Genomic DNA, 24,001 nt, shown 5'->3' with positions numbered 1-24,001 from the left:
CCGGCACCGCACGGCCGACCTGTGGCGCAGCGATCCGCGGCTGTCCGCGGTGACGCCGGCCGGACGGCGGGAGGGCGTGGCCGCCACCGGGCAGCGCCGTTGCGCGGTGCGCCGGCCCGGCGGCCGATACCGCTTGCGCCCCTCACACGTTGCGGACCCCAGCGCCGCGCGGGAAGGTCGAAACACAGCCCGCTCCGAGGGAGGTCGGCCATGCCCATCGCGACGGTGAACCCGGCGAACGGCGAGACGATCAAGACGTACGAGGCCATGGGCGAGGAGGAGATCGAGCGCCGGCTCCAGCTCGCCGCGGCCACCTTCCGCACCTACCGGTCGAGTCGGTTCACGGACCGCGGGCGCCTGCTGCTCCAAGCGGCCAACCTCCTGGACGAGGACCGGGAGGACATCGCGCGCACCATGACCACCGAGATGGGCAAGCCGGTCAAGCAGGCCCGCGCGGAGGCCGCGAAGTGCGCCAAGGCGATGCGCTGGTACGCCGAGCACGCCGAAAGCCTGCTGGCCGACGAGGTGCCCGCCGACGCCGATGTGCGGGACTCCGGCGCGTCACGGGTACGGGTGCGCTACCGGCCGCTCGGTCCGGTGCTCGCGGTCATGCCGTGGAACTTCCCGCTGTGGCAGGTGATGCGGTTCGCGGCCCCGGCCCTGATGGCGGGCAACGTCGGGCTGCTCAAGCACGCCTCCAGCGTCCCGCAGACCGCCCTCTACCTGGAGGACCTGTTCCACCGGGCCGGCTTCACCCCGGGCTGCTTCCAGACCCTGCTCATCGGGTCGGGGGCGGTCGAGGACGTGCTGCGCGACGAGCGGGTCAGGGCCGCGACACTGACCGGCAGCGAACCCGCGGGCCGGGCCGTCGCCTCCGCCGCCGGGAACATGGTCAAGAAGACGGTGCTGGAGCTGGGCGGCAGCGATCCCTACGTGGTCATGCCGTCGGCCGACCTGGACCGGGCCGCGCAGGTCGCGGTGACCGCCCGGGTGCAGAACAACGGGCAGTCGTGCATCGCCGCCAAACGGTTCATCGTGCACACGGACGTCTACGACGCCTTCGCCGAGCGGTTCGTCGCCGGGATGCGGGGGCTGACGGTCGGCGACCCGATGGCGGAGGCGACGGACGTCGGCCCGCTCTCCACCGAGCAGGGACGGGCCGATCTGGAGGAGCTGGTCGACGACGCCCGGCGCGGCGGGGCCGAGGTGCTGTGCGGCGGCCACCGGCCGGAGGGGCCCGGCTGGTACTACCTGCCGACGGTGCTCGCCGGGATCACCCGCGGGATGCGCATCCACCGCGAGGAGGCGTTCGGGCCGGTGGCCACGCTCTACCGGGCCGCCGACCTCGACGAGGCCGTGCTGATCGCGAACGACACACCGTTCGGACTGAGTTCGAACGTATGGACGCAAAATGAGGCCGAGATCGACCGGTTCGTACGGGATCTGGAGGCGGGCAGCGTGTACGTGAACGGGATGACCGCGTCCCACCCGGCGTTCCCGTTCGGCGGCGTGAAGCGATCCGGGTACGGGCGTGAGCTGTCCGGGCACGGGATCCGCGAGTTCTGCAACATCACCACGGTTTGGCAGGGTGCGTGACGCTTCCAGGGCTACGATCCGATCTGTGAACCGCGAAGTGACCCTGCCTCTGATCGTCGACGACCGCGGTAACTTGCAGGTGGCCGCGTCCGACGTCAGCAAGCTGCTCCGCACGGTGGGCGGACGGTGGCTGCGCCTCGTCGAAGCCGGACAGGAAGGGCTCGACGAGGACACGGTCGCCGCGCTGACGATCGAACTGGCGAAGCTGGCCGACCGCATCGACGTGGCGTGCATCGCGCACAGCAGCGGAGCGCCCTGAGCACGTGAGAAGCATGCGTCCAACCCCTGCGACACCGCCCCAAAGGGGGGGCGCGGGGAACCGCGCGACCGGCCACGACGCACCCGCACAGGGACGACACGGCCTCACGCCACCGAGCCGAGCAGCGCGGCCACACGCTGCCGTGGACCTCAACAGCCTGGCCGCAACGCGTAGTTGACATCAGTACGAGCGCGGCCCCACCGGCCACGACGAGCGACACTCACGACGAGCAGCACCGGCACGACGAGCGGGACGGGCACGATGCGCGGGACCAGCACACGACAGGTGCAACGGCAGCAAAGGCCGGGCAGCCGATTCACGGCATTCGGCTGCACGTTGGGCCAGATGCAGGAAGGCACGCCGTTCCGCGACGGCCACCCACCCCCGTTCCAGGGCCGGCAGGCCGACCGCACCCGGCTCCTCTCCCCCTCGGTGATCAACGTCGCGAGCGGATTCGCCCCGCGGGTCCGGGGCGGGCGGGCAGGCGCCGAGGCCAGCAATCCCTTGGCCGTCCGCCGCATCGCCTCCCCCGTCCGGGTGTTGGGAACCGAGGCCCGTTCTCCACCCGCCGTCCCCGATTCGGAGTAACCCAGAGAGAGATCGTCGCCCCGAAGGGTGAACCTGAATGCACCACCTTCTGATCGGTGGGCGAATGCCCCCGGACGGCGAAAGCAGGGACGGCTCATGGCGACTTTGTGCAGACCCTCGGTGTCCGTACCAGAGAACGTGATCACGATGGAGGAGACACTGGAGCTCGCGCGCGAGCGTCACGCGGACCATCCGCAGCTGCCGCTGGCCCTCCGGCTGATCGAGAACACGGGCGTACGCACCCGGCACATCGTGCAGCCCATCGAGGAGACCCTGAAGCACCCCGGCTTCGAGGACCGCAACAAGCTCTACGAGGCGGAGGCGAAGGCCCGGGTGCCCGCGGTGATCCAGCGGGCCCTCGACGACGCCGAGCTGCTGACCTCTGACATCGATGTCATCGTCTACGTGTCGTGCACGGGCTTCATGATGCCGTCGCTGACCGCATGGCTGATCAACGAGATGGACTTCCCGAGCACCACCCGGCAGCTGCCGATAGCGCAACTGGGCTGCGCGGCCGGCGGTGCGGCCATCAACCGGGCCCACGACTTCTGCACGGCCTACCCCGAGGCCAACGTGCTGATCGTGGCCTGCGAGTTCTGCTCGCTGTGCTACCAGCCCACCGACCTGGGCGTCGGCTCGCTGCTCTCCAACGGCCTGTTCGGCGACGGCATCGCCGCGGCCGTGGTGCGCGGGCAGGGCGGCACCGGTGTGCAGCTGGAGCGCAACGGCTCCTACCTGATCCCGAAGACCGAGGACTGGATCGCGTACGACATCCGGGCCACGGGCTTCCACTTCCTGCTGGACAAGAGGGTGCCCGCCACGATGGAGCCGCTCGCCCCGGCGCTCCACGACCTCGCGAACACCCACGGCTGGAACGCGTCCGACCTGGACTTCTACGTCATCCATGCGGGCGGGCCGCGGATCCTCGACGACCTCAGCAAGTACCTGAAGGTCGAGCCGCACGCGTTCCGGTTCAGCCGGGCCACGCTCACGGAGTACGGCAACATCGCCAGCGCCGTGGTGCTGGACGCGCTGCGCCGGCTGTTCGACGAGGGCGGCGCCGAGGACGGGGCCCGCGGGCTGCTCGCCGGCTTCGGTCCGGGTATCACCGCCGAGATGACGGTGGGCAGCTGGGTGCAGAGGGACTGAGGGACGACATGGCCGAAGAGACGCTCACCGACGCTCTGCCGACGGTCCGGAACTGGCCGGCGGCCGAGCTGACCGGAGTCGACTTCGATCCGGTCCTGCGCGAGTTGATGCAGGAGGGTCCGGTCGCCCGGATCCACCTGCCCAACGGCGAGGGCTGGGCCTGGCTGATCACCCGGTACGAGGACGTACGGGCGGTGGCCGGCGATCCCCGGTTCGGCCGTACGGCGGTCATGGACCAGCAGGTCACCCGGCTGGCCCCGCACTTCGTCCCGCCCCGTGGCGCGGTCGGTTTCCTGGATCCGCCCGACCACACCCGGCTGCGCCGCACGGTCGCGCCCGCGTTCACCGCGAAGGGCGTGGCACGGGTCCGCGACAAGGCCCGGGCCCTGCTGGACGAGCTGGTCGACGAGCTGCTGCGCGGTGACCGGCCGGCCGATCTGGCCGCGACGGTGCTCGGTCCCTTCCCGATCGCGGTGATCTGCGAGCTGATGGGCGTCCCCGTCGCGGACCGGCAGGACATGCACGCCTGGACACGGGCGATCCTGTCGGCCGCGCACGGCGAACAGGCCGGCGAGCAGGCCAAGGAGGAGATGAGCGCGTACTTCGCCGATCTCGTCGGAGTGCGCCTGGACAGCTCGGCCGAGGACGTCGCCTCACTGCTCGGTGCCGCCGTGGGCCGGGGCGAGGTGACGCTGGAGGAGGCGGTCGGTCTCGCCGTTCTCCTGCAGATCGGCGGCGAGGCGGTCACCAGCAACAGCGGGCAGATGTTCTACCTGCTGCTGACCCGCCCCGACCTCGTCGAACGGCTCCGCGCGGAGCCGGCGGCCAGACCCCGGGCCATCGACGAGCTGCTGCGCTACGTCCCGCACCGCAACGCGGTCGGACTGTCCCGGATCGCCCTGGCGGACGTGGAGGTCGGGGGCGTACGGATCCGTGCAGGCGACCCGGTCTACGTGTCGTATCTGGCCGCCAACCGCGATCCGGACGTCTTCCCCGACCCCGATGCGGTCGACTTCGACCGCAGTCCGAACCCCCATGTGGCGTTCGGTTCCGGCCCGCACTACTGCCCCGGCGGCCTGCTGGCCCGGCTGGAGTCGGAGCTGCTGGTGGACGTGCTGCTGGACCGGGTGCCGAGCCTGCGGCTCGCGGTGGAGCCGGACCGGGTTCCGTTCCGGAAAGGCGCGCTGATCCGTGGCCCCGAGGCACTGCCCGTGACCTGGTGAGGGTGCGATGACCGCGACGGAGGGGCTGCTGGTACCGCCGGGACAGGGACGTATCGTCCAGGCGCCGGCCCAGCGTGTGACGTTCAAGGTGACCGGCACGCACTCACGGACGGCCTCCACCTTCGAGGTGGAGGTCCCGCCCGGCTTCGATGTCGGCGCCCACGTGCACACGCGCAGCGAGGAGTTGTTCTACGTGCTGGAGGGCGAGTTGGACGTACTGGCCTTCGAACCGCGGGTCCGTACGCCCGACAACTGGCACCACTGGGAGTCGAGCTCGGGCAACAGGGTGGTGCGGGCGACGCCCGGCACCGTCATCGTCGTACCGCCCGGCTGCCCGCACGCCTTCGCCAATCCGACCGACAGCCCGGCCAAGATGTTCTTCCAGGCATCTCCGCCGCCCGATCACGAGCGGTACTTCGAGGAGTTGCTGGAGATCCTGGGCGGCGGGGGTCCGCCGGACCACGCCGCCATCGAGGCGCTGCGCAGGCGCTACGACATCGAGCAGCTGACGCCGCTGCGGCACAACTGACCACCGGTGTCGGCCCACGTCGGGCGCCCGCACCGGCTCCGCCACCCGTCGGGTGGCGGAGACGGTGCGGGCGCCCGACGCAGTGGGCCAAAAGGGGTGCTCAGCGGATCGGCAGGCCCGAGAGGGTGCGGGCGATCACCAGGCGCTGGATCTCACTTGTTCCTTCGAAAATGGTGTAAATAGCGCTGTCCCTGTGCATCCGCTCCACCGGGTACTCCCGGGTGTAACCGTTGCCGCCGAGGATCTGGATCGCCTGGGCGGTCACCTTCTTCGCGGTCTCGCTGGCGAACAGCTTGGACATCGAGCCCTCGGCCGCGGTGAACGGCTTGCCGTTGATCGCCATCCAGGAGGCCCGCCACACCAGCAGCCGCGCCGCGTCGATCTGGGTGCGCATGTCCGCGAGCTGGAAGGCGACGCCCTGGTTGTCGATGATCGGCCGGCCGAACTGCTCACGGGTCCTGGCGTAGTCGAGGGCGACCTCGTACGCGGCCCGGGCGGTGCCCACGGCCATCGCGCCGACCGCCGGCCTGGACGCCTCGAACGTGGCCATCGCCGCGTTCTTCATCCGCTCGCCGCCGCTGCGGGCCCGCTCCCGGGCCCGGGCCAGCCGCTGGTCCAGCTTCTCCTTGCCGCCGAGCAGGCACGAGCCGGGCACCCGGACGCCGTCCAGGACGACCTCGGCGGTGTGCGAGGCGCGGATGCCGTGCTTCTTGAACTTCTGGCCCTGGGTGAGCCCCCGGGTCCCCGGCGGGACGATGAACGAGGCGTGCCCCTTGGAGCCCAGCTCCGGGTCGACCTGCGCGACGACGACATGGACGCTCGCGATGCCGCCGTTGGTCGCCCAGGTCTTCGTGCCGTTGATCACCCACTCGTCCTTGGCCTCGTCGTACCCGGCGCGCGTGCGCAGGGAGGCCACGTCGGAGCCGGCATCGGGCTCGGAGGAACAGAAGGCCGCGACCTTGACGTCCGTCGCGTCGCCGTACATCTGCGGGATCCAGGTGCCGATCTGCTCCTCGGTGCCGTTGGCGAGGACGCCCACGGCGGCGAGACCGGTGCCGACGATGGACAGGGCGATGCCCGCGTCGCCCCAGAACAGCTCCTCCATGGCCATCGGAATGCCGAGCCCGGTGGGGTCGAAGTACTGCTGCGCGTAGAAGTCGAGGGAGTAGATGCCGACCTTGGCGGCCTCCTGGATGACCGGCCAGGGAGTCTCCTCACGCTCGTCCCATTCGGCGGCCGCGGGACGGATCACATCGGCGGCGAAGCCGTGCAGCCACTCCTTGACCTCCTTCTGTTCGTCGTTGAGCTCCATGGTGAACTCGGCCATGTCCCCTCCAGCTGCGGCACGTGCGTGTTACTTGCGGTAACCCGAGTGTGTTACCGACCGGTAGGAGAAGTCAACTCCCGATGCCCCGTCGCCCTCCCGTTCGATGTCAGGGGCACCGACAGTGTTAGTTTGCGCAGGCGTCACCGGAACACCACGGGTGGGGAGATCACATGGACACCACACAGCGGACCGAGCAGCAGCGGTCCGCCGACCGCCGACGGCGCGAGCTGCTGGAGGCCGCGGACCGGGTGGTGCTGCGTGACGGGCCGCAGGCATCGATGAACGCCATCGCCGCGGAGGCGGGCATCACCAAGCCGATCCTGTACCGGCACTTCGGCGACAAGGGCGGCCTCTACGCGGCCCTGGCCAAGCGGCACACGGATGCACTCCTCGATTCGCTGCGGGCCGCGCTGGACGCCCCGGCGGAGCGGCGCCGGCGGGTCGAGGCCACCCTGGACACCTATCTCGCCGCGATCGAGGCCCGCCCTCAGGTGTACCGCTTCCTCATGCATCCGGCGGAGGGTTCCCAGAGCGATGCGGGCTTCGACGTCGGCAAGCACAGCGCTCCCCTGCTGCGGCGGATGGGCGAGGAACTGGCCCAGGTCATCGAGGAGCGGCTGGACCTGGGCCCGAGCAGCCAGCAGCTGGCCCGGGTGTGGGGCCACGGAATCGTCGGCATGATGCACGCGGCAGGCGACTGGTGGCTCGGCGAGCGGCCCTGTTCCCGTGCGGAACTGGTGAAGAGTCTCGCCGATCTGCTGTGGGGCCGGCTGGCCGGCGCCGGGGACCGGGCGGGCGGTCCGGGGTTCTGACCTCCGTACGAGGGGCGTCCCTGGTGAACGGTCTCCGGACTCCGGACGCCCGCCCCTGCGGCGGGCCGCCGTACCGGCGCCGTGGGCCTCGGCACACCGGCGCCACCACGTTCGGCTCACCGATGCCAGGGGGCCCGGTTCATCTGCCGGAGCAGACGCGTGCGACGCCAGCCCTTGACCCGGTCCGCGTAGACCTTGCCCGCCACGTGGTCCCACTCGTGCTGCAAACACCGGGCGAAGAATCCGGTGCCGTGCACGGTCACCGGCTCACCGGTCAGCGAGAAGCCCTCGACGACCGCGTGGTCGTACCGCTCGGTCGCCGCCTCCAGGCCCGGCAGCGACAGACAGCCCTCCGGACCCCGCACCACCACACCGCCCGACTCCACCAGCCGCGGGTTGACCACATGTCCCAGGTGGCGTACGTCCTCGTCGTCAGGACAGTCGTAGACGAACACGCTGAGCGGCGCGCCGACCTGGTTCGCGGTCAGCCCCACTCCCTCTGCCGCGTACATCGTGGCGAACAGGTCCTCCACCAGTTCCGCCAGTCCGGCGCCGAAGTCGGTCACCTCAGCGCAGGGGGTGTGCAACGCCGGGGCGCCGTGCAGAGTGAGAGGGCGGACCCGGCCGCGGGCACCCCGAATGGAACCGTTTCGCATGGCCGCAAGGGTACGGTTCCCTGGGCCCACACCCCGCCGCGCAGGCGTGGGCCGGGATTCGGGTGTGCGAACGGATCTCGATAGGCTGACGTCCACCACGTTGCCGGACGGCTCAAGCACGGCGCGTACGCAAGGAGGATCGAGAACTGATGGCAGGCAACTCGGACCCGCTCACGCCGCGGGCCAAGCTGGCCGTGACCGCGGGCAAGGCGGTCGCTGCGGCGTCGCGCGCCGCCGGGCGCGGCAGCGGATCGGTGATCGGTGGCCGGGTCGCGCTGAAACTCGACCCCGACCTCCTCGCCCGGCTCGCCCAGAACCTGGACGTCATCCTGGTGTCCGCCACCAACGGCAAAACCACCACCACCCGGCTCATCGCCGAAGCGCTGCGCGCCGCGGGCCCGGTCGTCTCCAACGCGCTCGGCGCCAACATGCCGGCCGGCATCACGTCGGCCCTCGCGGGCCGTTCGGACGCGCGCTTCGGCGTGATCGAGGTCGACGAGAAGTACCTGGCGGGCGTGGCCCGGGACACCGACCCCAGGTGCATCGCGCTGCTCAACCTCTCCCGCGACCAGCTCGACCGCGCCGCCGAGACCCGCATGCTCGCCGAGAACTGGCGCGAGGGCCTGTCCGGCGCCAAGGCCGTCGTCGTCGCCAACTGCGACGACCCGCTGGTGGTGTGGGCCGCTTCCTCCTCGCCCAATGTGATCTGGGTCGCGGCCGGCCAGATGTGGAAGGACGACGCCTGGTCCTGCCCGTCCTGCGGTGGCGTGATGCAGCGCCCCGGCGACGACTGGTACTGCGGCCAGTGCGGATTCCGCCGTCCGGCGCCGAGCTGGACGCTGCACGGCGACCATGTCCTCGACCCGCACGGCTCGGCCTGGCCGATCCACCTCCAGCTGCCGGGCCGCGCCAACAAGGCCAACGCCGCCAGCTCCGCGGCCGTCGCCGCGGTCTTCGGCGTGCCGCCGCAGGTCGCCCTGGAGCGCATGTACCAGGTGCAGGCGGTGGCCGGACGCTACGACGTGGTCCAGTTCCTCGAACGCGACCTGCGTCTGCTGCTGGCGAAGAACCCGGCGGGCTGGCTGGAGACCTTCTCCCTGATCGACCCGCCGCCCACCCCGGTGATCCTCTCCGTGAACGCGCGCGGCGCCGACGGCACCGACACCTCCTGGCTCTGGGACGTCGACTACACGCGTCTGACCGGCCACCCGATCTTCGTCATCGGCGACCGGAAACTCGACCTCGCGGTGCGTCTGGAGGTGGCGGGCCAGCAGTTCCAGGTCTGCGAGAACGTCGACCAGGCCGTCCAGCAGGCACCGCCGGGCCGTATCGAGGTCATCGCGAACTACACCGCGTTCCAGGACCTGCGCCGCCGGGTCGGGAACTGACGGCACACCTGACACGAAGGACGATCACTTCATGAGCGACAACAGCCTGCGTCTGGTGTGGATCTACCCGGACCTGCTGAGCACCTACGGCGACCAGGGCAACGCGCTCGTCGTGGAGCGGCGGGCCCGGCAGCGCCGCCTCGATGTGGCCCGGCTCGACGTGCGCAGCGACCAGCCGATCCCGACCTCCGGCGACATCTACCTGATCGGCGGCGGCGAGGACCGGCCGCAGCGGCTCGCGGCGGAGCGACTGCGCCGTGACGGGGGCCTGCACAAGGCGGTGGAGAACGGCGCGATCGTCTTCTCGGTGTGCGCGGGCTACCAGATCCTCGGCCACGAGTTCATCAACGACCTCGGCCAGCGCGAGCCCGGCCTCGGGCTGCTCGACGTGGTCTCGGTGCGCGGCGAGGGCGAGCGGTGCGTCGGTGATGTCCTCGGGGACATCGACCCGCGTCTGGGACTGCCGCCGCTGACCGGCTTCGAGAACCACCAGGGCGTCACCCACCTCGGCCCCGCGGCCCGCCCCCTCGCCCAGGTCCGGCTGGGCCGCGGCAACGGCACCGGGGACGGCACGGAGGGCGCGTACAACGACACCGTCTTCGGTACGTACATGCACGGGCCCGTCCTCGCCCGCAACCCGCTGATCGCGGATCTGCTGCTGAAGCTGGCGCTGGACGTGAACGCGCTGCCGCCGGTCGACGACCGGTGGTACGAGGCGCTGCGCGACGAGCGGATCAGCGCTGCGCAACAACCTTCGTAGCGCTCCGCCGGGGCGCTCCGCTGGGTTTGGCGGATGTGCCGGGGGCGTAATGGGGGGGTGGCGGTTGAGCCGGGGGCTACGGGGATAGGCGGCTGCGGGTGCGTTGTGGCTGGTCGCGCAGTTCCCCGCGCCCCTCAAAGGGGGTTTGCGCTCAGCGGTTGCTGCAAAAGAAGGTGGCATCACGAGGGCAGGGGGCAACTGCGGGTGCGTTGTGGCTGGTCGCGCAGTTCCCCGCGCCCCTCAAAGGCGGTTTGCGTCCGGTGGTGATCCTGCTGGTTTGTTCGGGATCACGTGGCGCGGGGCGAGGGCCCAGAAGTCGTAGCAGGTGCAGGTGCCCTCGGGTCCTCGGGCGATCCGGTCCGAGTTCCAGCAGTGGAGCATCGGGCCGACGTCCGTCCAGCACGCCGTCGCGGGTCGGCAGGATCGCCGACCCGCGATGGATGGCGGCATCACGGAGGGTGGTGGGATTCCTACTTGCGGGGGATGCTGTCCGACTGTTCCGTCCGGGGCGGTGTCGAGGCGTGGGTGTCCTCTGCGGCCTCCGTGGTGAGGTAGTCGGGTACGGGTGTCGGGTCGATGAGGCGGTTGAGGCGGCTCGGGACGTTGAAGCCGATCAGCAGGATCACCACGAGGGTCAGCGCGAAGGTGAGCACGGCAAGTGACTGTCCCAGGGACATGTTCAAGGCCAGCCGGGCACCGAGCACGGGTGCCACGGCACCGCCCAGCGCCCCCACGTTGTAGGTGAAGCCAAGGGACGCCGCTCGGGTCTCGGTCGGGAAGTGTCCCGCGATGAACTTGGGCAGCAGGCCGGAGATCCCCTGCATGCAGGCGAGCATGAAGAAGAGGAGCACCCCGAGGCCGACGAGGCTGCCGCGGACCGCGAAGACCGGGAAGACGAAGGCGATCCCGACCAGCAGGGTGAAGCTGTACGCCTTGCGGGTGCCGAACCGGTCACCGAGGAAGCCGGCGATGATGCAGCCCGCCATGGTGCCGAACCCGGCCCAGTAGAGCGCGTCGCTGACCTGCGCCGGGGTGTAGCCCAGCTCGGTCTTGAGGTAGGTGGGCAGCAGGGCCTGCACCGGCCAGCTGTACAGGAACGCGCAGAACACGGTCACGCACAGCGCGACGAACAGGAGCCAGCGCTTGCGGCCGCCGAGCTGGACGGCGAAGGCGATCAGACAGGCCGCGGCCAGGACGGACAGGACGGGCACGGCGCCCGCGCCGACCGGCGTGAACACCGCGAACAGCGATCCCGTGGCGAGGACCACCAGGACGGAGTTGGCCCAGGCCCTGCGCCGGTCCGCGAACAGCGGCCGGAAGGGGTTCGGCGCCGCGCCGGCCGACCCCACCCGCTTCTCCCAGTCACCGGCCTCCGGCAGCGCGCGGCGCACCCACAGCGCGACGACCACGGGCAGCAGCCCGATGTAGAACAGCCAGCGCCAGCCGTACGCCGGCACCACGCGCGCGTACACCTCGGCCGCGGCGACACCGCCCAGCGAGAAGCCGGAGATCAGGAACCCCGAGGCGCGATTGCGCAGCCGCGCCGGCCAGCTCTCCAGGACGTAGGTGGCGCTGGCGCTGTACTCGCCCGCCATGCCCATGCCGACCAGCAGACGGGCGGTGAACAGACTCGTGTAGCCCCAGGCGAAGCCGCAGGCGAGGGTGCCGACCGAGTACAGCAGGATGCTGACGATCATCGCGGACCTGCGGCCGAAGCGGTCGCCGAACGCGCCGAGCACGGCTCCGCCGAGCCACCGCGTGATGAAGGCGCCCGAGACCAGGCTCGCGGACTCGACGGTCGACAGGCCGAACTCGTCGGCGATCTCGGTCAGTACGAGGGTGATCAGTACGAAGTCGAAGCCGTCCAGGGCGTAGCCGATCCAGGCGGCGAAGAAGGACTTCCACTTCTCCCGGTCGAGTTCCCGGTACCAGGGCAGGGGCGTCGGGGCGGACTGTACGGATGACATGACGGATCCAATGCGGGTGGAGGAGATGCGCGTCAGGCTGGGTGGGGGGACGGGCGGACCGCGGCGGGGCTACAGCAGTCCGGCCGTGACGAGGTGGGCGCGGACGCGGGCCACCGCTTCGGCGCCGAGCGGAATCTGCGGCGCGACGGTGGCCGCACAGTCGATGAGGCCGCGCAGCCGGGCCGCGGCCTTGAAGCCGCCGAGCGCGGAGGAGCTGCCGCCCATCTCGGCCGGGTCGCCCACGTCGGTGAGGTCGAACAGCGCGGCCAGCCGGTCCTGTTCGGCCCGGGCGGCGGCCCAGTCCCCGGCCCGCGCGGCCGCGTAGAGGCGTACGTAACCTTCCACGTCGACGTTGCCGAGTCCGGGAACGACTCCGTCGACGCCCATCAGCAGTGCGCCGTCGACGGTGAGTTCGGAGCCGGTCAGAACGCTGAAATCGGCAGTCCGGGCCCGTAGTCGGACCAGCAGGCGGCGCAGTGAGCCCTCGTCGCCGCTGGAGTCCTTCAGCCCGGCCAGCGTGCCGTCGGCGGCCAGGTCGAGGACGACGGTGCGGGGCAGCTTGGTGTGCACGGCGACCGGGATGTCGTACGCGAACAGCGGCAGGTCGGCACCGGTGCGGATCCGCCGGAAGTGGTCGGCGATCTCGGCGGGATGCGTGCGGGTGTAGAACGGCGCGGTGGCCACGAGGACGTCGGCGCCCGCCTTGGCGGCGTCAGCGGCCCGGTCGAGGACCCGGGGCGTGGTGGTGTCGATGATTCCGGCCAGTACCGGCACCCGGCCGGCCGTGGTGTCCACGGCCGTCTCCACCACCGTCCGGCGCTGGGCGTCCGTGAGGTAGGCGGCCTCACCGCTCGATCCGAGGACGAACAGGCCGTGCACCCCTGCTGCGACCAGATGCTCGGTGAGCCGGCGCAGTGAGGGGACGTCCACCTCTCCTTCCGGGGTGAGAGGTGTGATGACGGGCGGGACGACGCCGCGCAGGGGGGTGGGGAATGGCATGCTCGTGCTCCAGGTCGTGCTGTCGCCGGTCACGGGACTGCGGGCCGGCCGGGCGCGCCCACCTCCATGGCAGGAGGTAGGACGTTGGACGTAGGATGTCCTGCGACAGACGAAAGTCAGCCACGGTGAAATCCGAAAGTCAAGGGTCGAGAAAGGACAGACGATGCGATCGGTCGCCTCCGACGCAGCGGACCGGATCAAGGAACTGATCGTGGAACGCGGGCTGCGCCCCGGGGATCCGCTGCCCACCGAGACCGAGCTGATGAAGGTCTTCGGTGTGAGCAGGAACTCCCTGCGAGAGGCGCTCAAGTCGCTCCAGGCCGTGCACATCGTCGAGATCCGGCGCGGCTACGGCACCTATGTCGGGGCGATGTCGCTCGACCCGCTGATCGAGGCCCTGGCCTTCCGCACCGTGGTCCGGCACAGCCTCGGCACGGACAGCCTGCTCGAACTGCTGCAACTGCGCGAGGCCCTGGAGGTGGGCCTCATGCACCAGGTCGCGGGCCGGCTGCCCGACGAGGACCTGCGCACGCTGGACGAACTGGTCGACCGTATGCACACCGAGGTCCGGGAGTCGGGTGCGATAGCCGCCGAAACCGACCGCGCGTTCCACCGCACCCTTTACCGCTCGCTCGACAACGTGCTGCTCAGCGAGCTCCTCGACGCGTTCTGGTCCGCCTTCCACCGGGTGCGCGCGCAGAGTATCGGCGCGGCCGCGGACGGCGAGGAACTGGCCCGGATGCACGGCCGGATCCTCACGGCCGTGCGCGCGGCCGACTCGACGGCCGCGGAGACGGCGATGCACCGGCATTTCGACGACATCCGGGGCCGCCTGGCGCACCAGTGAGCCGTGCCCTCCGGTTTTCCGCACCTGACCGACCCGTTGCGGACCCGTTCCGAACCCGCTCCGAACCCGTCCCGCGGCTCCGCCGAGGTTTTCCAAAAGCCCTCTTGACGGCAGCCCCGCTCACATGTGCGGGCACGTCCAGCAGGCGGACGGACGCTTCGGGACGACCCCCTCCCGCCGGTAGGGTGAGGCAGGGCGCGTTTCGACACACGCCCAGGATCGAGCCGGACAACGCGGTCCGGCCCCAGGCCCACATCAAGAAGGTAATCCGGGCTATGCGCATTGGTGTCCTCACGTCCGGCGGCGACTGCCCCGGCCTGAATGCCGTCATCCGGTCCGTCGTGCACCGTGCGGTCGTCGACCACGGCGACGAGGTCATCGGTTTCCGGGACGGCTGGAAGGGCCTCCTGGAGTGCGACTACCTCAAGCTCGATCTCGACGCCGTCGGCGGCATCCTGGCCCGCGGCGGCACCATTCTCGGCTCCTCCCGGGTACAGCCCTCCCACCTGCGGGACGGCGTGGAGCTGGCCCGCGGCCACGTCACCGAACTCGGCCTCGACGCGATCATCCCGATCGGCGGCGAGGGCACGCTGAAGGCGGCCCGGCTGCTCTCCGACAACGGCCTGCCCATCGTGGGCGTACCGAAGACCATCGACAACGACATCGCCGTCACGGACGTCACCTTCGGCTTCGACACGGCCGTGGGCGTCGCGACCGACGCCCTCGACCGGCTCAAGACCACCGCCGAGTCCCATCAGCGCGTCCTCGTCGTCGAGGTCATGGGCCGGCACACCGGCTGGATCGCGCTGCACTCCGGCATGGCGGCCGGCGCCCACGCCATCGTCGTACCGGAACGCCCCTTCGACATCGACGAGTTGGCCCGGCGGGTCGGCGAACGCTTCGCGGCGGGCAAGCGGTTCGCGATCGTGGTCGCCGCGGAGGGCGCCAAGCCCAGGGCGGGCACCATGGACTTCGACGAGGGCGGCACGGACGTCTACGGTCATGAGCGGTTCGCCGGGATCGCCCGGCAACTCTCCATCGAACTGGAGCAGCGGCTCGGCAAGGAGGCCCGTCCGGTCATCCTCGGGCATGTGCAGCGGGGCGGGACGCCCACGGCGTACGACCGGGTGCTGGCGACGCGGTTCGGGTGGCACGCGGTGGAGGCCGTGCACCGCGGGGAGTTCGGGGTGATGACGGCGCTGCGCGGCACCGACATCCTGACCGTGCCGCTGGCGGAGGCCGTGGAGACGCTGAAGACGGTGCCCGTGGAGCGGTACGAGGAAGCGGAGTGCGTTCTCTGACGAGAGTTCCCTGACAGGAGATCCCAGGCAGGTGTTCCCTGACGGGCGTTTCCTCGCGAGTGTTCCCTGGCGGGAGTCTCCTGACGGAACGCGCCCTGGGGTGTCGTCCATGGCCGGGTTCGGGTGCGAGTGCGGGTTCGGGTGCGGTGTGGCCCGTCTCACAGTTCTGTGTGTTCCCCGGGGAGCACGTGGCCCTGCCCCCCGGTCTCAGGGGCCGTCGGGGGCCGCTCTAGTCTGTGTGCGGACAGACAGGCACAACCCCCACGAATCAGGAGCCGGCGGATGGAGCACAGCGGGCACGGCATGACGATGGATCTGCCGCCGTTCACGCTGGGGCGGGGACTCCAGTGGTCCACCGACCCGTTCTTCCTCGTCGCCTGCCTGCTGGGAGTGGCCCTCTATGCCTGGGGGGTGGTGCGGCTGCGGCGGCGCGGTGACGCCTGGCCGGTGGGGCGGGCCCTCTCGTTCGTCGTCGGTGTGCTGACCATCGCGCTGATGATGTGCACCAGGCTGAACGACTACGGCATGGTCATGTTCAGCGTGCACATGGTGCAGCACATGGTGATCAGCATGCTGTCGCCGATCCTCATCCTGCTGGGAGCGCCGGTCACCCTGGCGCTGCGCGCGCTGCCGGTCGCACGCCGCGGCCACAAGGGTCCGCGCGAACTGCTGCTGGCTCTGCTGCACAGCCGCTACATGCGGATCATCACGCACCCCGCGTTCACCATCCCGCTGTTCATCGCGAGCCTGTACGGGCTGTACTTCACCCCGCTGTTCGACTTCCTGATGGGGTCGAAGACCGGGCACACCGTGATGATGGTGCACTTCCTCGCGGTGGGCGTGGTGTTCTTCTGGCCCATCATCGGCGTCGACCCCGGCCCGCACCGGCCCGGGTACCTGATGCGGATGCTGGAACTGTTCGCGGGGATGCCCTTCCACGCGTTCTTCGGCATCGCGCTGATGATGGCGTCCTCGCCGATGATCGGCACCTTCAGCCATCCGCCCGCCTCGCTCGGGATCGACGCGCTCTCCGACCAGACCGCCGCGGGCGGCATCGCCTGGGCATTCAGCGAGATCCCGTCGGTGCTGGTACTGGTCGCCCTGCTGTTCCAGTGGTACGGGTCCGAGCAGCGGCAGGCACGGCGCACGGACCGGGCCGCCGACCGGGACGGTGACAAGGAGCTGGCGGCGTACAACGCCTACCTGGCCTCTCTGCACGCACGCAAGAGCTGAGGCCGCGGAGCCGTCGTGGTCCGCTTCCGGCCGGTCCCGGACGGACGGATTCGTTCCGGTGCCGAACGGGGCACCATGGAGGGAACGGACCATGAGGAGGGTGTCACGATGCCCGTTTCCAGGCACGGTTCCACGAAGACGATGGGGGTGCTCACCATCGGCGGACTCGTCGTGGTGACGGCCTACTCGGTGGTGCTCGGCAGCAACGGATGGCTGTGGTTCGGCTGGGTCGTCCTGGGTCTGCTCACCCTGGCGATGATCGTCACTCAGAGCGGCTGAGCGGCTGAGCGGCCGGCCACCCGGGTGTCCGGGCGAGCCGGCCGCCCCCTTCCGGGCCGGGTGGCGGGTTCACACCCCGGTGGCGGGCCGGGCCGCCGAGTGCACCCCCGGCCAGTACTTCGGCACCCTGGCCGTGATCTTCATGCCGGCCCCGACCGCGGTCTCCATGACGAGGCCGTGGTCGTCGCCGTAGACCTGGCGGAGCCTGTCGTCGACGTTGGACAGCCCGATGCCGCCGGAGGGTCCGATCTCGCCGGCGAGGATCCGGTGCAGTTCGCGGGGGTCCATGCCCACGCCGTCGTCCTCGATGACGACCAGCGCCTCGGCGCCCGCGTCCTGGGCGGTGATCTGGATGTGGCAGGCGTCCGCCTTGCCCTCAAGACCGTGTTTGACGGCGTTCTCGACCAGGGGCTGCAGGCACAGGAACGGCAGGGCGACCGGCAGCACCTCGGGCGCGATCTGCAGGGTGACCGAGAGCCGGTCGCCGAACCGGGCCCGGACCAGCGCCAGGTACTGGTCGATCGCGTGCAGTTCGTCGGCGAGGGTGGTGAAGTCGCCGTGCCTGCGGAACGAGTACCGGGTGAAGTCGGCGAACTCCAGCAGCAGTTCCCGGGCCCGCTCGGGGTCGGTGCGCACGAACGAGGCGATCACCGCCAGCGAGTTGAAGATGAAGTGCGGGGAGATCTGGGCGCGCAGGACCTTGATCTCGGCCTCGATGAGCCGGGTGCGGGACCGGTCGAGGTCGGCCAGCTCCAGTTGGACGCTGACCCAGCGGGCCACCTCGCCCGCGGCCCTGACCAGCACGGCCGACTCCCGCGGGGCGCAGGCGACCAGCGCGCCGTGCACCCGGTCGTCGACGGTGAGCGGGGTCACCACGGCCCAGCGGACCGGGCAGTCGGGGCTCTCGCAGGACAGCCGGAACGCCTCGCCGCGTCCGGTCTCCAGCGGTCCGGCCAGCCGTTCCATGATCTCCCCGCGATGGTGGCCGCCCACGCCGTCCCAGACCAGGACCTGCTGCGGGTCGGTCAGGCACAGGGCGTCGGTGCCGAGCAGGGTGCGCAGCCTGCGGGCCGACTTGCGCGCGGTCTCCTCCGTGAGGCCGGCGCGCAGCGGGGGCGCCGCGAGCGACGCGGTGTGCAGGGTCTGGAAGGTGGCGTGCTCGACCGGGGTGCCGAGTCCGCCCTGCCGGTCCGGCCGTGCGGTGCGCCGCCCCAGCCAGAAACCGGCCGCGAGCAGCGGCAGGACGGCGACGCACAGGCCCGCCAGGAAACCGGTCATCGCCGCACCCCCGGGCGCGGCGAGGTGACGGCCGTGCGCCGCCGGCCTGGCGGGGCGGCACCCGCACGGGGCACGGAAGACGGCGCTGCCGTCGCATGCGGGTCCTCCCGGTACGGGCGAGGGCAGGCACCCGGGGACGTCCGGCGGCACCTCACGGCCCCTCCAGCGGAGCGCCCAGTTCCTCCGGCAGGTGGAACCTCGCCAGGACGGCCGGCGTACCGGGCGGCACCCGGGCCGCGGTGGCCAGGGACACCAGCACCATGGTGAGGAAGCCGAGCGGTACCGACCACAGTGCCGGCCAGGTGAGCAGGGCGTGCACGGTGCCGGTGCCGGGCAGGCCCGCCATGGTCACGGCCACCGCGGCGAACGCGCAGCCGCCGCCCGCCAGCATGCCCGCGGCGGCCCCCGGCGGGGTCAGCCGCCGCCACCAGATGCCGAGGACGAGCAGCGGGCAGAAGGACGAGGCCGAGACCGCGAAGGCCAGCCCCACCGCATCGGCCACCGGCAGCCCGCCCACCAGTGCGCTCGCCGCCAGCGGCACCGCCATGGCGAGCACCGTGCCGAGCCTGAAGTGCCGTACCCCGCGGGACGGCAGCACGTCCTGGGTCAGCACGCCCGCCACGGCCATGGTCAGCCCCGAGGTGGTGGACAGGAACGCGGCGAAGGCCCCGCCGGCCACCAGCGCGCCGAACAGGTCGCCGCCCGGCCCGCCGATCATCCGGCCCGGCAGCAGCAGGACGGCGGCGTCGGCGTCACCGGTGATGCTGAGTTCCGGGGCGTACAGCCGGCCCAGTGCGCCGTACACGGGTGGCAGCAGGTAGAAGACGCCGATCAGGGCGAGGACGGCGACGGTGGTGCGGCGGGCGGCGATGCCGTGCGGGCTGGTGTAGAAGCGGACGACGACGTGCGGCAGGCCCATGGTGCCGAGGAAGGTGGCGAGGATGAGCCCGTACGTGGCGTACAGCGGACGGTCCTCGCGGCCCGTGGCGAGCGAGGCGGACATGCCGTCGCCCGCGCCCCGGACGGCGACCGGCACCGCGTCGCCGGGCCCGAAGTCCAGCCGGGTGCCCTGTTCGAGGCGGTGGGTGCCGGCCGGCAGGCCGGTCCGCGCGCCGTCGAGCCGGCGGCCGTCGACCGTGCCGGTCACGGTGACCGTCAGCGGTGTGTCGAGCCGCAGGTCGACGGTGTCCTGGACGCGCACGGAACGCTGCTCGCGGAAGGTGGCCGGTTCGTCGAAGGCGTGCCGGGGGGCTCCGTCGCCCTGCCAGGCGAGGACCAGGAACAGGGCGGGGACGAAAAGGGCGGTGAGTTTCAGCCAGTACTGGAACGCCTGGACGAAGGTGACGCTGCGCATGCCGCCCGTCGCGACCGTCGCCACCACGACCACCGCCACGATGATCCCGCCGAGCGGTTCGGGCGCACCGGTGAGCACCGTCAGAGTGAGCCCGGCGCCCTGCAACTGCGGCAGCAGATACAGCCAGCCGACCCCGACGACGAAGGCCCCGGCCAGCCGGCGTACGGCGTGCGAGGCGAGCCGGGCCTCGGCGAAGTCGGGCAGGGTGTAGGCGCCGGAACGGCGCAGCGGGGCGGCGACGAACAGGAGCAGCACCAGATAGCCCGCCGTGTAGCCCACCGGGTACCAGAGCATGTCCGGGCCCTGCAGCAGGACCAGGCCCGCGATGCCGAGGAAGGAGGCGGCGGACAGGTATTCGCCGCTGATGGCGGCGGCGTTGAGGTGCGGTCCGACGGTGCGCGAGGCGACGTAGAAGTCGGAGGTGGTGCGCGAGACGCGCAGGCCGAAGGCGCCGACCAGGACGGTGGCCACGACGACGAGGGCGACGGCGGCGACGGCGTAGCTGGAGTTCACGGCGGCCTTGCGATCCTCGTCTCAGCGGTCCTCGACCAGACGCACCAGGTCGCGCTCGTTGCGCTCGGCGCGGCGCACGTACCAGCGGGCGAGCAGGACGAACGGAGCGTACAGGCCGAAGCCGAGCACCAGCCATTCGAGGCGCCGGGTCTGCGGGGCCGCCGCGAAAACCAGGGGCAGCGGGCCGACCAGCAGCACGAGGACGGCGAACACGGCGAGGGCGGCGCGCAGTTGGGTGCGCATCAGCGTGCGCACGTAGGTGTGGCCCAGGGTGGTCTGCTCGTCGATCTCGGTGCGCGGCCGGTGGTGACCGGAGGTCCGCCGGGTGCGGCGGGGCGGTCCGGTGACGACGACGCGTCGCTCGGCGGGTTCCATGGTGGCCTTCCCTATCCGGTGGTCCGGCGCATCAGCAGATCCCGCAACTCGCGCGTGTGGCGCCGGCTGACCTGGAGTTCCTCGTCGCCGATCAGGACGCTCACGGTGCCCGCGCCCAGTCGGAGTTCGCCGATGTGGCGCAGCGCGACGAGGTGGCGGCGGTGGATGCGGACGAAGCCGCGGGAGCGCCAGCGGTCCTCCAGGGTGGACAGCGGGATGCGGACGAGGTGGCTGCCGCGGTCGGTGTGCAGCCGGGCGTAGTCCCCCTGGGCCTCGACGTGGGTGATGTCGTCGACGGCGACGAACCGGGTCACGCCGCCGCGTTCGACGGGCATGTGGTCCGGGTCGGGTTCGTGCACCGGGATCCGGGGGGCGGCGGCGCTGCCGCGCAGTTCCGCGACCCGGCGCACGGCCTCCGCCAGCCGTTCCTTGCGGACCGGTTTGAGTACGTAGTCGACGGCCTTGAGGTCGAAGGCGCGCACCGCGAAGTCCTCGTGCGCGGTGACGAACACGACCAGCGGCGGATGCGCGAACCCGGTCAGCAGCCGGGCCGTCTCCAGGCCGTCGAGGCCGGGCATCTGGATGTCGAGGAAGACGACGTCGACGGCGTCGGGTCCCTCCGGGCCCGATTCCAGTGCGCGGGTGATGCGGCGCAGTGCCCCGGTGGCGTCTCCAGCGCCCTCGACGCTGCCGATGCGCGGATCGGCCTGCAGCAGGTAGAGGAGTTCCTCCAGCGAGGGGCGTTCGTCGTCGACGGCGAGGGCTCGCAGCATGAACGTGGAGTGTAGGTGGAATCCGAACGGGTGGACATGTCCCGGGCGTGGACGTTCCCGCTGGATACAGTGCCGACATGAACAGCAGGACCGCTCCGTTCGACGAACTCGACCGGAAGATCGTCACCGCGCTCATGGCGAACGCCAGGAGCAGCTTCGCCGAGATCGGCTCGGCGGTCGGACTGTCGGCCACCGCGGTCAAGCGGCGCGTGGACCGGCTGCGTGAGACGGACGTGATCACCGGGTTCACGGCCACGGTGAAGCCGTCGGCGCTGGGCTGGCGCACGGAGGCGTACGTCGAGGTGTACTGCGAGGGTGCCGCCCCGCCGCGGCGGCTGGCCGAGGTGGTGCGCGACCATCCGGAGATCACGGCCGCGATGACGGTGACGGGCGGCGCGGACGCGTTGCTGCACGTGCGGGCGCGGGACGTCGGGCACTTCGAGGAGGTGCTGGAGCGGATCCGGGTGGAGCCGTTCATCCGGAAGACGATCAGTGTGATGGTGCTGTCCCATCTGCTGCCGGAAAGTCCGGAGGCCGCCGCGACGCAGGCAGCACCGGAGTAAACCTCGACACACGCAGCACTGCTGCGTTGTGGCCGCCCATAACGCACCATTCCTGCGCACACGCGCAGCTCTCGTTTCTTGTCCACCATCTCCGTCACTTCCTACCTTGGTGCCACCGTCAGTCGACACCGCAGGAAAGCGGAGGAACACCTCTGTGCCCGACAGCCGTGTGCCGCGCCCCCGGCGCTTCCTCGTCTGTGAACCCAGACACTTCGCCGTGCAGTACGCGATCAACCCCTGGATGCATCCCGACACCCGGGTCGACGTCGACCTGGCCCGGGAGCAGTGGCAGTCGTTGATCAGCGCCTATCTCGCCCACGGGCACACGGTCGAGACCGTGGCCCCCGTCCCCGGTCTGCCCGACATGGTGTTCGCCGCGAACGCCGCGGTCGTCGTCGGCGGACGGGTCTTCGGTTCCCTCTTCCTCGCCCCGCAGCGCCGTCCCGAGTCGACCCACTACGACCTGTGGTTCAAGACGGCGGGCCACGACGTGCACCACCCGCGGTCGGTGTGCGAGGGCGAGGGCGACCTGGTCCCGGCCGGCTCCCACGTGCTCGCCGGCACCGGCTTCCGCACGACCCGTGACGCGCACCAGGAGGCGCAGGAGTTCTTCGGCGTGCCGGTGATCAGCCTGACGCTGGTGGACCCGTACCTGTACCACCTGGACACGGCGCTGTTCGTCCTGGACGACCACACCATCGCCTACTTTCCGGAGGCGTTCTCCCCCGGCAGCCGCGAGGTGCTCGCGCGGCTGTACCCGGACGCGGTGCTCGCCACCCGCGAGGACGCGATGGCCTTCGGCCTGAACTCCGTCTCCGACGGGCGCCACGTCTTCATCGCGCCGCGGGCCGAGGCCCTCGCCGCGCGCCTCGCCGACCGCGGCTATGTCCCCGTCCCCGTCGACCTGTCGGAGTTCCACAAGGCCGGCGGCGGCATCAAGTGCTGCACCCAGGAGATCCGCTCATGACCGCACCCGCACGTACGCGTACCTCCGCCGACCTGATCCGGGCGGAGGAGCCGGTCCTCGCGCACAACTACCATCCGCTGCCCGTGGTCGTCGCCCGTGCCGAGGGCACCTGGGTGGAGGACGTCGAGGGCCGCCGGTATCTCGACATGCTGGCCGGCTACTCGGCCCTCAACTTCGGCCACCGCCATCCCGAGCTGATCGAGACCGCGCACCGCCAGCTGGACCGGCTGACCCTCACCTCGCGCGCCTTCCACCACGACCTGCTCGCCGAATTCGCCGAGCGGCTGGCCCGGTTGACCGGGCTCGACATGGTGCTGCCGATGAACACCGGCGCCGAAGCGGTGGAGAGCGCCATCAAGGTCGCGCGGAAATGGGCGTACGAGGTCAAGGGCGTACCTGCCGACCGGGCCACGATCGTGGTCGCGGCGGAGAACTTCCACGGCCGGACCACCACGATCGTCGGCTTCTCCACGGACGAGTCGGCGCGGGCCGGCTTCGGCCCCTTCACCCCCGGCTTCCGGATCGTCCCGTACAACGATCTCGCGGCGCTGGAGGCGGCGATCGACGAGACGACGGCGGCGGTGCTGATCGAGCCGATCCAGGGGGAGGCCGGGGTCGTCGTCCCGGACGACGGCTATCTCGCCGGGGTGCGTGCGCTGACCCGGCGTGCGGGCTGCCTCTTCATCGCGGACGAGATCCAGTCGGGCCTGGGCCGCACCGGCCGTACCCTCGCCGTCGAGCACGAGTCCGTCGAGCCCGACGTGGTCCTCCTCGGCAAGGCGCTGGGCGGCGGCATCGTGCCGGTCTCCGCGGTGGTGGCCCGGCGTGCCGTGCTGGGTGTGCTGCGGCCGGGCGAGCACGGTTCCACGTTCGGCGGGAATCCGCTGGCGGCGGCGGTCGGCACGGCGGTGGTCGGGCTGCTGGAGACGGGCGAGTTCCAGCGCCGGGCGACGGAGCTGGGCGTGGTCCTGCGGGACGGGCTGACCGCCCTGGTCGGCCGGGGCGTGGTCGGTTTCCGTGCGCGCGGGCTGTGGGCGGGCGTGGACATCGACCCAGCCATCGGCACCGGCCGTGATATCGGCGAGCGGCTGCTGCGGGAAGGGGTCCTGGTCAAGGACACCCACGGGTCCACGATCCGGCTGGCGCCCCCGCTGACGATCACCGCGGAGGAACTGCGCTCCGCGCTGGCGGCGGTGGAGAGGGTACTGGTCTGAGGCGCGTCCGCCCCCTCCCGGCGGCATCCGGCCGGGAGGGGGCGGCCTGCG

General features: G+C 71.3%; 24 protein-coding genes. 16 read left to right on the top strand and 8 right to left on the bottom strand.

Annotation, left to right across the window (positions count from 1 at the left end; all coding sequences use genetic code 11):
* Positions 1–210 precede the first annotated feature (210 nt).
* The 6 genes from ACFYPJ_RS13680 to ACFYPJ_RS13655 all read left to right on the top strand — a co-directional run bounded on the left by ACFYPJ_RS13680 (position 211) and on the right by ACFYPJ_RS13655 (position 5,344).
* Positions 211–1,596 carry an NADP-dependent succinic semialdehyde dehydrogenase gene (locus ACFYPJ_RS13680; RefSeq protein ID WP_389015238.1) on the top strand — a complete coding sequence of 462 codons (1,386 nt, stop codon included), beginning with the start codon at positions 211–213 and terminating at the stop codon, positions 1,594–1,596.
* A 25-nt stretch (positions 1,597–1,621) separates the two neighbouring features.
* The gene (locus tag ACFYPJ_RS13675) at positions 1,622–1,855 is read left to right on the top strand and encodes a DUF6213 family protein (RefSeq protein ID WP_389015235.1); all 234 of its coding nucleotides are present in this window, start codon (positions 1,622–1,624) and stop codon (positions 1,853–1,855) included.
* A gap of 345 nt (positions 1,856–2,200) precedes the next feature.
* On the top strand, positions 2,201–2,443 hold the full coding sequence (locus ACFYPJ_RS13670; protein ID WP_389015232.1) for a hypothetical protein: 243 nt from the start codon (positions 2,201–2,203) through the stop codon (positions 2,441–2,443).
* Positions 2,444–2,539: 96 nt separating this feature from the next.
* On the top strand, positions 2,540–3,592 hold the full coding sequence (locus tag ACFYPJ_RS13665; protein ID WP_389015229.1) for a type III polyketide synthase: 1,053 nt from the start codon (positions 2,540–2,542) through the stop codon (positions 3,590–3,592).
* A gap of 8 nt (positions 3,593–3,600) precedes the next feature.
* On the top strand, positions 3,601–4,815 hold the full coding sequence (locus ACFYPJ_RS13660) for a cytochrome P450 (RefSeq protein ID WP_389015226.1): 1,215 nt from the start codon (positions 3,601–3,603) through the stop codon (positions 4,813–4,815).
* A 7-nt stretch (positions 4,816–4,822) separates the two neighbouring features.
* Positions 4,823–5,344: a cupin domain-containing protein gene (locus ACFYPJ_RS13655; RefSeq protein ID WP_389015223.1), complete on the top strand. Its 522-nt coding sequence runs from the start codon at positions 4,823–4,825 to the stop codon at positions 5,342–5,344.
* A 100-nt stretch (positions 5,345–5,444) separates the two neighbouring features.
* On the opposite strand, the gene ACFYPJ_RS13650 is transcribed toward ACFYPJ_RS13655, so the two are convergent.
* A complete protein-coding gene (locus ACFYPJ_RS13650) occupies positions 5,445–6,671 on the bottom strand; it encodes an acyl-CoA dehydrogenase family protein (protein ID WP_389015220.1) in 1,227 nt (408 codons plus the stop codon).
* A 170-nt stretch (positions 6,672–6,841) separates the two neighbouring features.
* On the opposite strand from ACFYPJ_RS13650, the gene ACFYPJ_RS13645 reads away from it, so the two are divergent.
* Positions 6,842–7,483: a TetR family transcriptional regulator gene (locus ACFYPJ_RS13645; RefSeq protein ID WP_389015217.1), complete on the top strand. Its 642-nt coding sequence runs from the start codon at positions 6,842–6,844 to the stop codon at positions 7,481–7,483.
* 116 nt (positions 7,484–7,599) lie between these two features.
* Here ACFYPJ_RS13645 and def read toward each other — a convergent pair whose 3' ends face one another.
* Positions 7,600–8,139, bottom strand: a complete 540-nt coding sequence (def, locus tag ACFYPJ_RS13640) for a peptide deformylase (RefSeq protein ID WP_389015214.1) — start codon at positions 8,137–8,139, stop codon at positions 7,600–7,602.
* Positions 8,140–8,288: 149 nt separating this feature from the next.
* On the opposite strand from def, the gene ACFYPJ_RS13635 reads away from it, so the two are divergent.
* Entirely contained in the window at positions 8,289–9,527 is a 1,239-nt protein-coding gene (locus ACFYPJ_RS13635; RefSeq protein ID WP_389015211.1) for a MurT ligase domain-containing protein, read from the top strand.
* A gap of 31 nt (positions 9,528–9,558) precedes the next feature.
* A complete protein-coding gene (locus tag ACFYPJ_RS13630) occupies positions 9,559–10,287 on the top strand; it encodes a type 1 glutamine amidotransferase (protein WP_389015208.1) in 729 nt (242 codons plus the stop codon).
* A 470-nt stretch (positions 10,288–10,757) separates the two neighbouring features.
* Here ACFYPJ_RS13630 and ACFYPJ_RS13625 read toward each other — a convergent pair whose 3' ends face one another.
* A complete protein-coding gene (locus ACFYPJ_RS13625; RefSeq protein ID WP_389015206.1) occupies positions 10,758–12,254 on the bottom strand; it encodes a sialate:H+ symport family MFS transporter in 1,497 nt (498 codons plus the stop codon).
* A gap of 69 nt (positions 12,255–12,323) precedes the next feature.
* Positions 12,324–13,253 carry a dihydrodipicolinate synthase family protein gene (locus ACFYPJ_RS13620; protein WP_389015204.1) on the bottom strand — a complete coding sequence of 310 codons (930 nt, stop codon included), beginning with the start codon at positions 13,251–13,253 and terminating at the stop codon, positions 12,324–12,326.
* A 163-nt stretch (positions 13,254–13,416) separates the two neighbouring features.
* Here ACFYPJ_RS13620 and ACFYPJ_RS13615 point away from each other — a divergent pair, with 163 nt between their 5' ends.
* The 4 genes from ACFYPJ_RS13615 to ACFYPJ_RS13600 all read left to right on the top strand — a co-directional run bounded on the left by ACFYPJ_RS13615 (position 13,417) and on the right by ACFYPJ_RS13600 (position 16,913).
* Positions 13,417–14,100 carry a FadR/GntR family transcriptional regulator gene (locus ACFYPJ_RS13615; protein WP_389015201.1) on the top strand — a complete coding sequence of 228 codons (684 nt, stop codon included), beginning with the start codon at positions 13,417–13,419 and terminating at the stop codon, positions 14,098–14,100.
* Positions 14,101–14,375: 275 nt separating this feature from the next.
* Positions 14,376–15,401: a 6-phosphofructokinase gene (locus tag ACFYPJ_RS13610; RefSeq protein WP_389015199.1), complete on the top strand. Its 1,026-nt coding sequence runs from the start codon at positions 14,376–14,378 to the stop codon at positions 15,399–15,401.
* Between the two features lie 282 nt (positions 15,402–15,683).
* On the top strand, positions 15,684–16,634 hold the full coding sequence (locus tag ACFYPJ_RS13605; protein ID WP_389015196.1) for a cytochrome c oxidase assembly protein: 951 nt from the start codon (positions 15,684–15,686) through the stop codon (positions 16,632–16,634).
* A gap of 108 nt (positions 16,635–16,742) precedes the next feature.
* On the top strand, positions 16,743–16,913 hold the full coding sequence (locus tag ACFYPJ_RS13600) for a hypothetical protein (protein WP_389015193.1): 171 nt from the start codon (positions 16,743–16,745) through the stop codon (positions 16,911–16,913).
* 69 nt (positions 16,914–16,982) lie between these two features.
* Here the strand turns inward: ACFYPJ_RS13600 and ACFYPJ_RS13595 are convergent, their stop codons facing one another.
* The 4 genes from ACFYPJ_RS13595 to ACFYPJ_RS13580 all read right to left on the bottom strand — a co-directional run bounded on the left by ACFYPJ_RS13595 (position 16,983) and on the right by ACFYPJ_RS13580 (position 21,206).
* Positions 16,983–18,191, bottom strand: a complete 1,209-nt coding sequence (locus tag ACFYPJ_RS13595; RefSeq protein WP_389015190.1) for a sensor histidine kinase — start codon at positions 18,189–18,191, stop codon at positions 16,983–16,985.
* 151 nt (positions 18,192–18,342) lie between these two features.
* Positions 18,343–20,058: a cation acetate symporter gene (locus tag ACFYPJ_RS13590; protein ID WP_389015187.1), complete on the bottom strand. Its 1,716-nt coding sequence runs from the start codon at positions 20,056–20,058 to the stop codon at positions 18,343–18,345.
* A 21-nt stretch (positions 20,059–20,079) separates the two neighbouring features.
* Complete coding sequence (locus ACFYPJ_RS13585; RefSeq protein ID WP_389015186.1) at positions 20,080–20,433, bottom strand: hypothetical protein; 354 nt, start codon at positions 20,431–20,433, stop codon at positions 20,080–20,082.
* An 11-nt stretch (positions 20,434–20,444) separates the two neighbouring features.
* Positions 20,445–21,206, bottom strand: coding sequence for a LytR/AlgR family response regulator transcription factor (locus ACFYPJ_RS13580; protein WP_389015184.1), 762 nt, complete (start codon positions 21,204–21,206; stop codon positions 20,445–20,447).
* A 77-nt stretch (positions 21,207–21,283) separates the two neighbouring features.
* Between ACFYPJ_RS13580 and ACFYPJ_RS13575 the strand changes: the two genes are divergently transcribed.
* From ACFYPJ_RS13575 to rocD, 3 genes are all read left to right on the top strand, one after another.
* The gene (locus tag ACFYPJ_RS13575) at positions 21,284–21,769 is read left to right on the top strand and encodes an Lrp/AsnC family transcriptional regulator (protein ID WP_389015181.1); all 486 of its coding nucleotides are present in this window, start codon (positions 21,284–21,286) and stop codon (positions 21,767–21,769) included.
* Between the two features lie 154 nt (positions 21,770–21,923).
* On the top strand, positions 21,924–22,736 hold the full coding sequence (ddaH, locus tag ACFYPJ_RS13570) for a dimethylargininase (protein ID WP_389015178.1): 813 nt from the start codon (positions 21,924–21,926) through the stop codon (positions 22,734–22,736).
* Entirely contained in the window at positions 22,733–23,950 is a 1,218-nt protein-coding gene (gene rocD, locus ACFYPJ_RS13565; RefSeq protein WP_389015175.1) for an ornithine--oxo-acid transaminase, read from the top strand. The genes ddaH and rocD overlap by 4 nt, the downstream gene beginning before the upstream one ends.
* Positions 23,951–24,001 lie beyond the last annotated feature (51 nt).

The sequence above is a fragment of the Streptomyces sp. NPDC006012 genome (genome assembly GCF_042871185.1).
In the GTDB taxonomy this organism is placed as follows: domain Bacteria; phylum Actinomycetota; class Actinomycetes; order Streptomycetales; family Streptomycetaceae; genus Streptomyces.
This window is presented reverse-complemented; position numbering and strand designations above follow the sequence as displayed.

Excerpts from the sequence above, each read along its gene's own strand:
- ACFYPJ_RS13680 (WP_389015238.1), top strand. The coding sequence starts at position 211 with ATGCCCATCGCGACGGTGAACCCGGCGAACGGCGAGACGATCAAGACG.
- ACFYPJ_RS13670 (WP_389015232.1), top strand. The coding sequence starts at position 2,201 with ATGCAGGAAGGCACGCCGTTCCGCGACGGCCACCCACCCCCGTTCCAG.
- ACFYPJ_RS13665 (WP_389015229.1), top strand. The coding sequence starts at position 2,540 with ATGGCGACTTTGTGCAGACCCTCGGTGTCCGTACCAGAGAACGTGATC.
- ACFYPJ_RS13660 (WP_389015226.1), top strand. The coding sequence starts at position 3,601 with ATGGCCGAAGAGACGCTCACCGACGCTCTGCCGACGGTCCGGAACTGG.
- ACFYPJ_RS13655 (WP_389015223.1), top strand. The coding sequence starts at position 4,823 with ATGACCGCGACGGAGGGGCTGCTGGTACCGCCGGGACAGGGACGTATC.
- ACFYPJ_RS13650 (WP_389015220.1), bottom strand. The coding sequence starts at position 6,671 with ATGGCCGAGTTCACCATGGAGCTCAACGACGAACAGAAGGAGGTCAAG.
- ACFYPJ_RS13645 (WP_389015217.1), top strand. The coding sequence starts at position 6,842 with ATGGACACCACACAGCGGACCGAGCAGCAGCGGTCCGCCGACCGCCGA.
- def (WP_389015214.1), bottom strand. The coding sequence starts at position 8,139 with ATGCGAAACGGTTCCATTCGGGGTGCCCGCGGCCGGGTCCGCCCTCTC.
- ACFYPJ_RS13635 (WP_389015211.1), top strand. The coding sequence starts at position 8,289 with ATGGCAGGCAACTCGGACCCGCTCACGCCGCGGGCCAAGCTGGCCGTG.
- ACFYPJ_RS13630 (WP_389015208.1), top strand. The coding sequence starts at position 9,559 with ATGAGCGACAACAGCCTGCGTCTGGTGTGGATCTACCCGGACCTGCTG.
- ACFYPJ_RS13625 (WP_389015206.1), bottom strand. The coding sequence starts at position 12,254 with ATGTCATCCGTACAGTCCGCCCCGACGCCCCTGCCCTGGTACCGGGAA.
- ACFYPJ_RS13620 (WP_389015204.1), bottom strand. The coding sequence starts at position 13,253 with ATGCCATTCCCCACCCCCCTGCGCGGCGTCGTCCCGCCCGTCATCACA.
- ACFYPJ_RS13615 (WP_389015201.1), top strand. The coding sequence starts at position 13,417 with ATGCGATCGGTCGCCTCCGACGCAGCGGACCGGATCAAGGAACTGATC.
- ACFYPJ_RS13610 (WP_389015199.1), top strand. The coding sequence starts at position 14,376 with ATGCGCATTGGTGTCCTCACGTCCGGCGGCGACTGCCCCGGCCTGAAT.
- ACFYPJ_RS13605 (WP_389015196.1), top strand. The coding sequence starts at position 15,684 with ATGGAGCACAGCGGGCACGGCATGACGATGGATCTGCCGCCGTTCACG.
- ACFYPJ_RS13600 (WP_389015193.1), top strand. The coding sequence starts at position 16,743 with ATGCCCGTTTCCAGGCACGGTTCCACGAAGACGATGGGGGTGCTCACC.
- ACFYPJ_RS13595 (WP_389015190.1), bottom strand. The coding sequence starts at position 18,191 with ATGACCGGTTTCCTGGCGGGCCTGTGCGTCGCCGTCCTGCCGCTGCTC.
- ACFYPJ_RS13585 (WP_389015186.1), bottom strand. The coding sequence starts at position 20,433 with ATGGAACCCGCCGAGCGACGCGTCGTCGTCACCGGACCGCCCCGCCGC.
- ACFYPJ_RS13580 (WP_389015184.1), bottom strand. The coding sequence starts at position 21,206 with ATGCTGCGAGCCCTCGCCGTCGACGACGAACGCCCCTCGCTGGAGGAA.
- ACFYPJ_RS13575 (WP_389015181.1), top strand. The coding sequence starts at position 21,284 with ATGAACAGCAGGACCGCTCCGTTCGACGAACTCGACCGGAAGATCGTC.
- rocD (WP_389015175.1), top strand. The coding sequence starts at position 22,733 with ATGACCGCACCCGCACGTACGCGTACCTCCGCCGACCTGATCCGGGCG.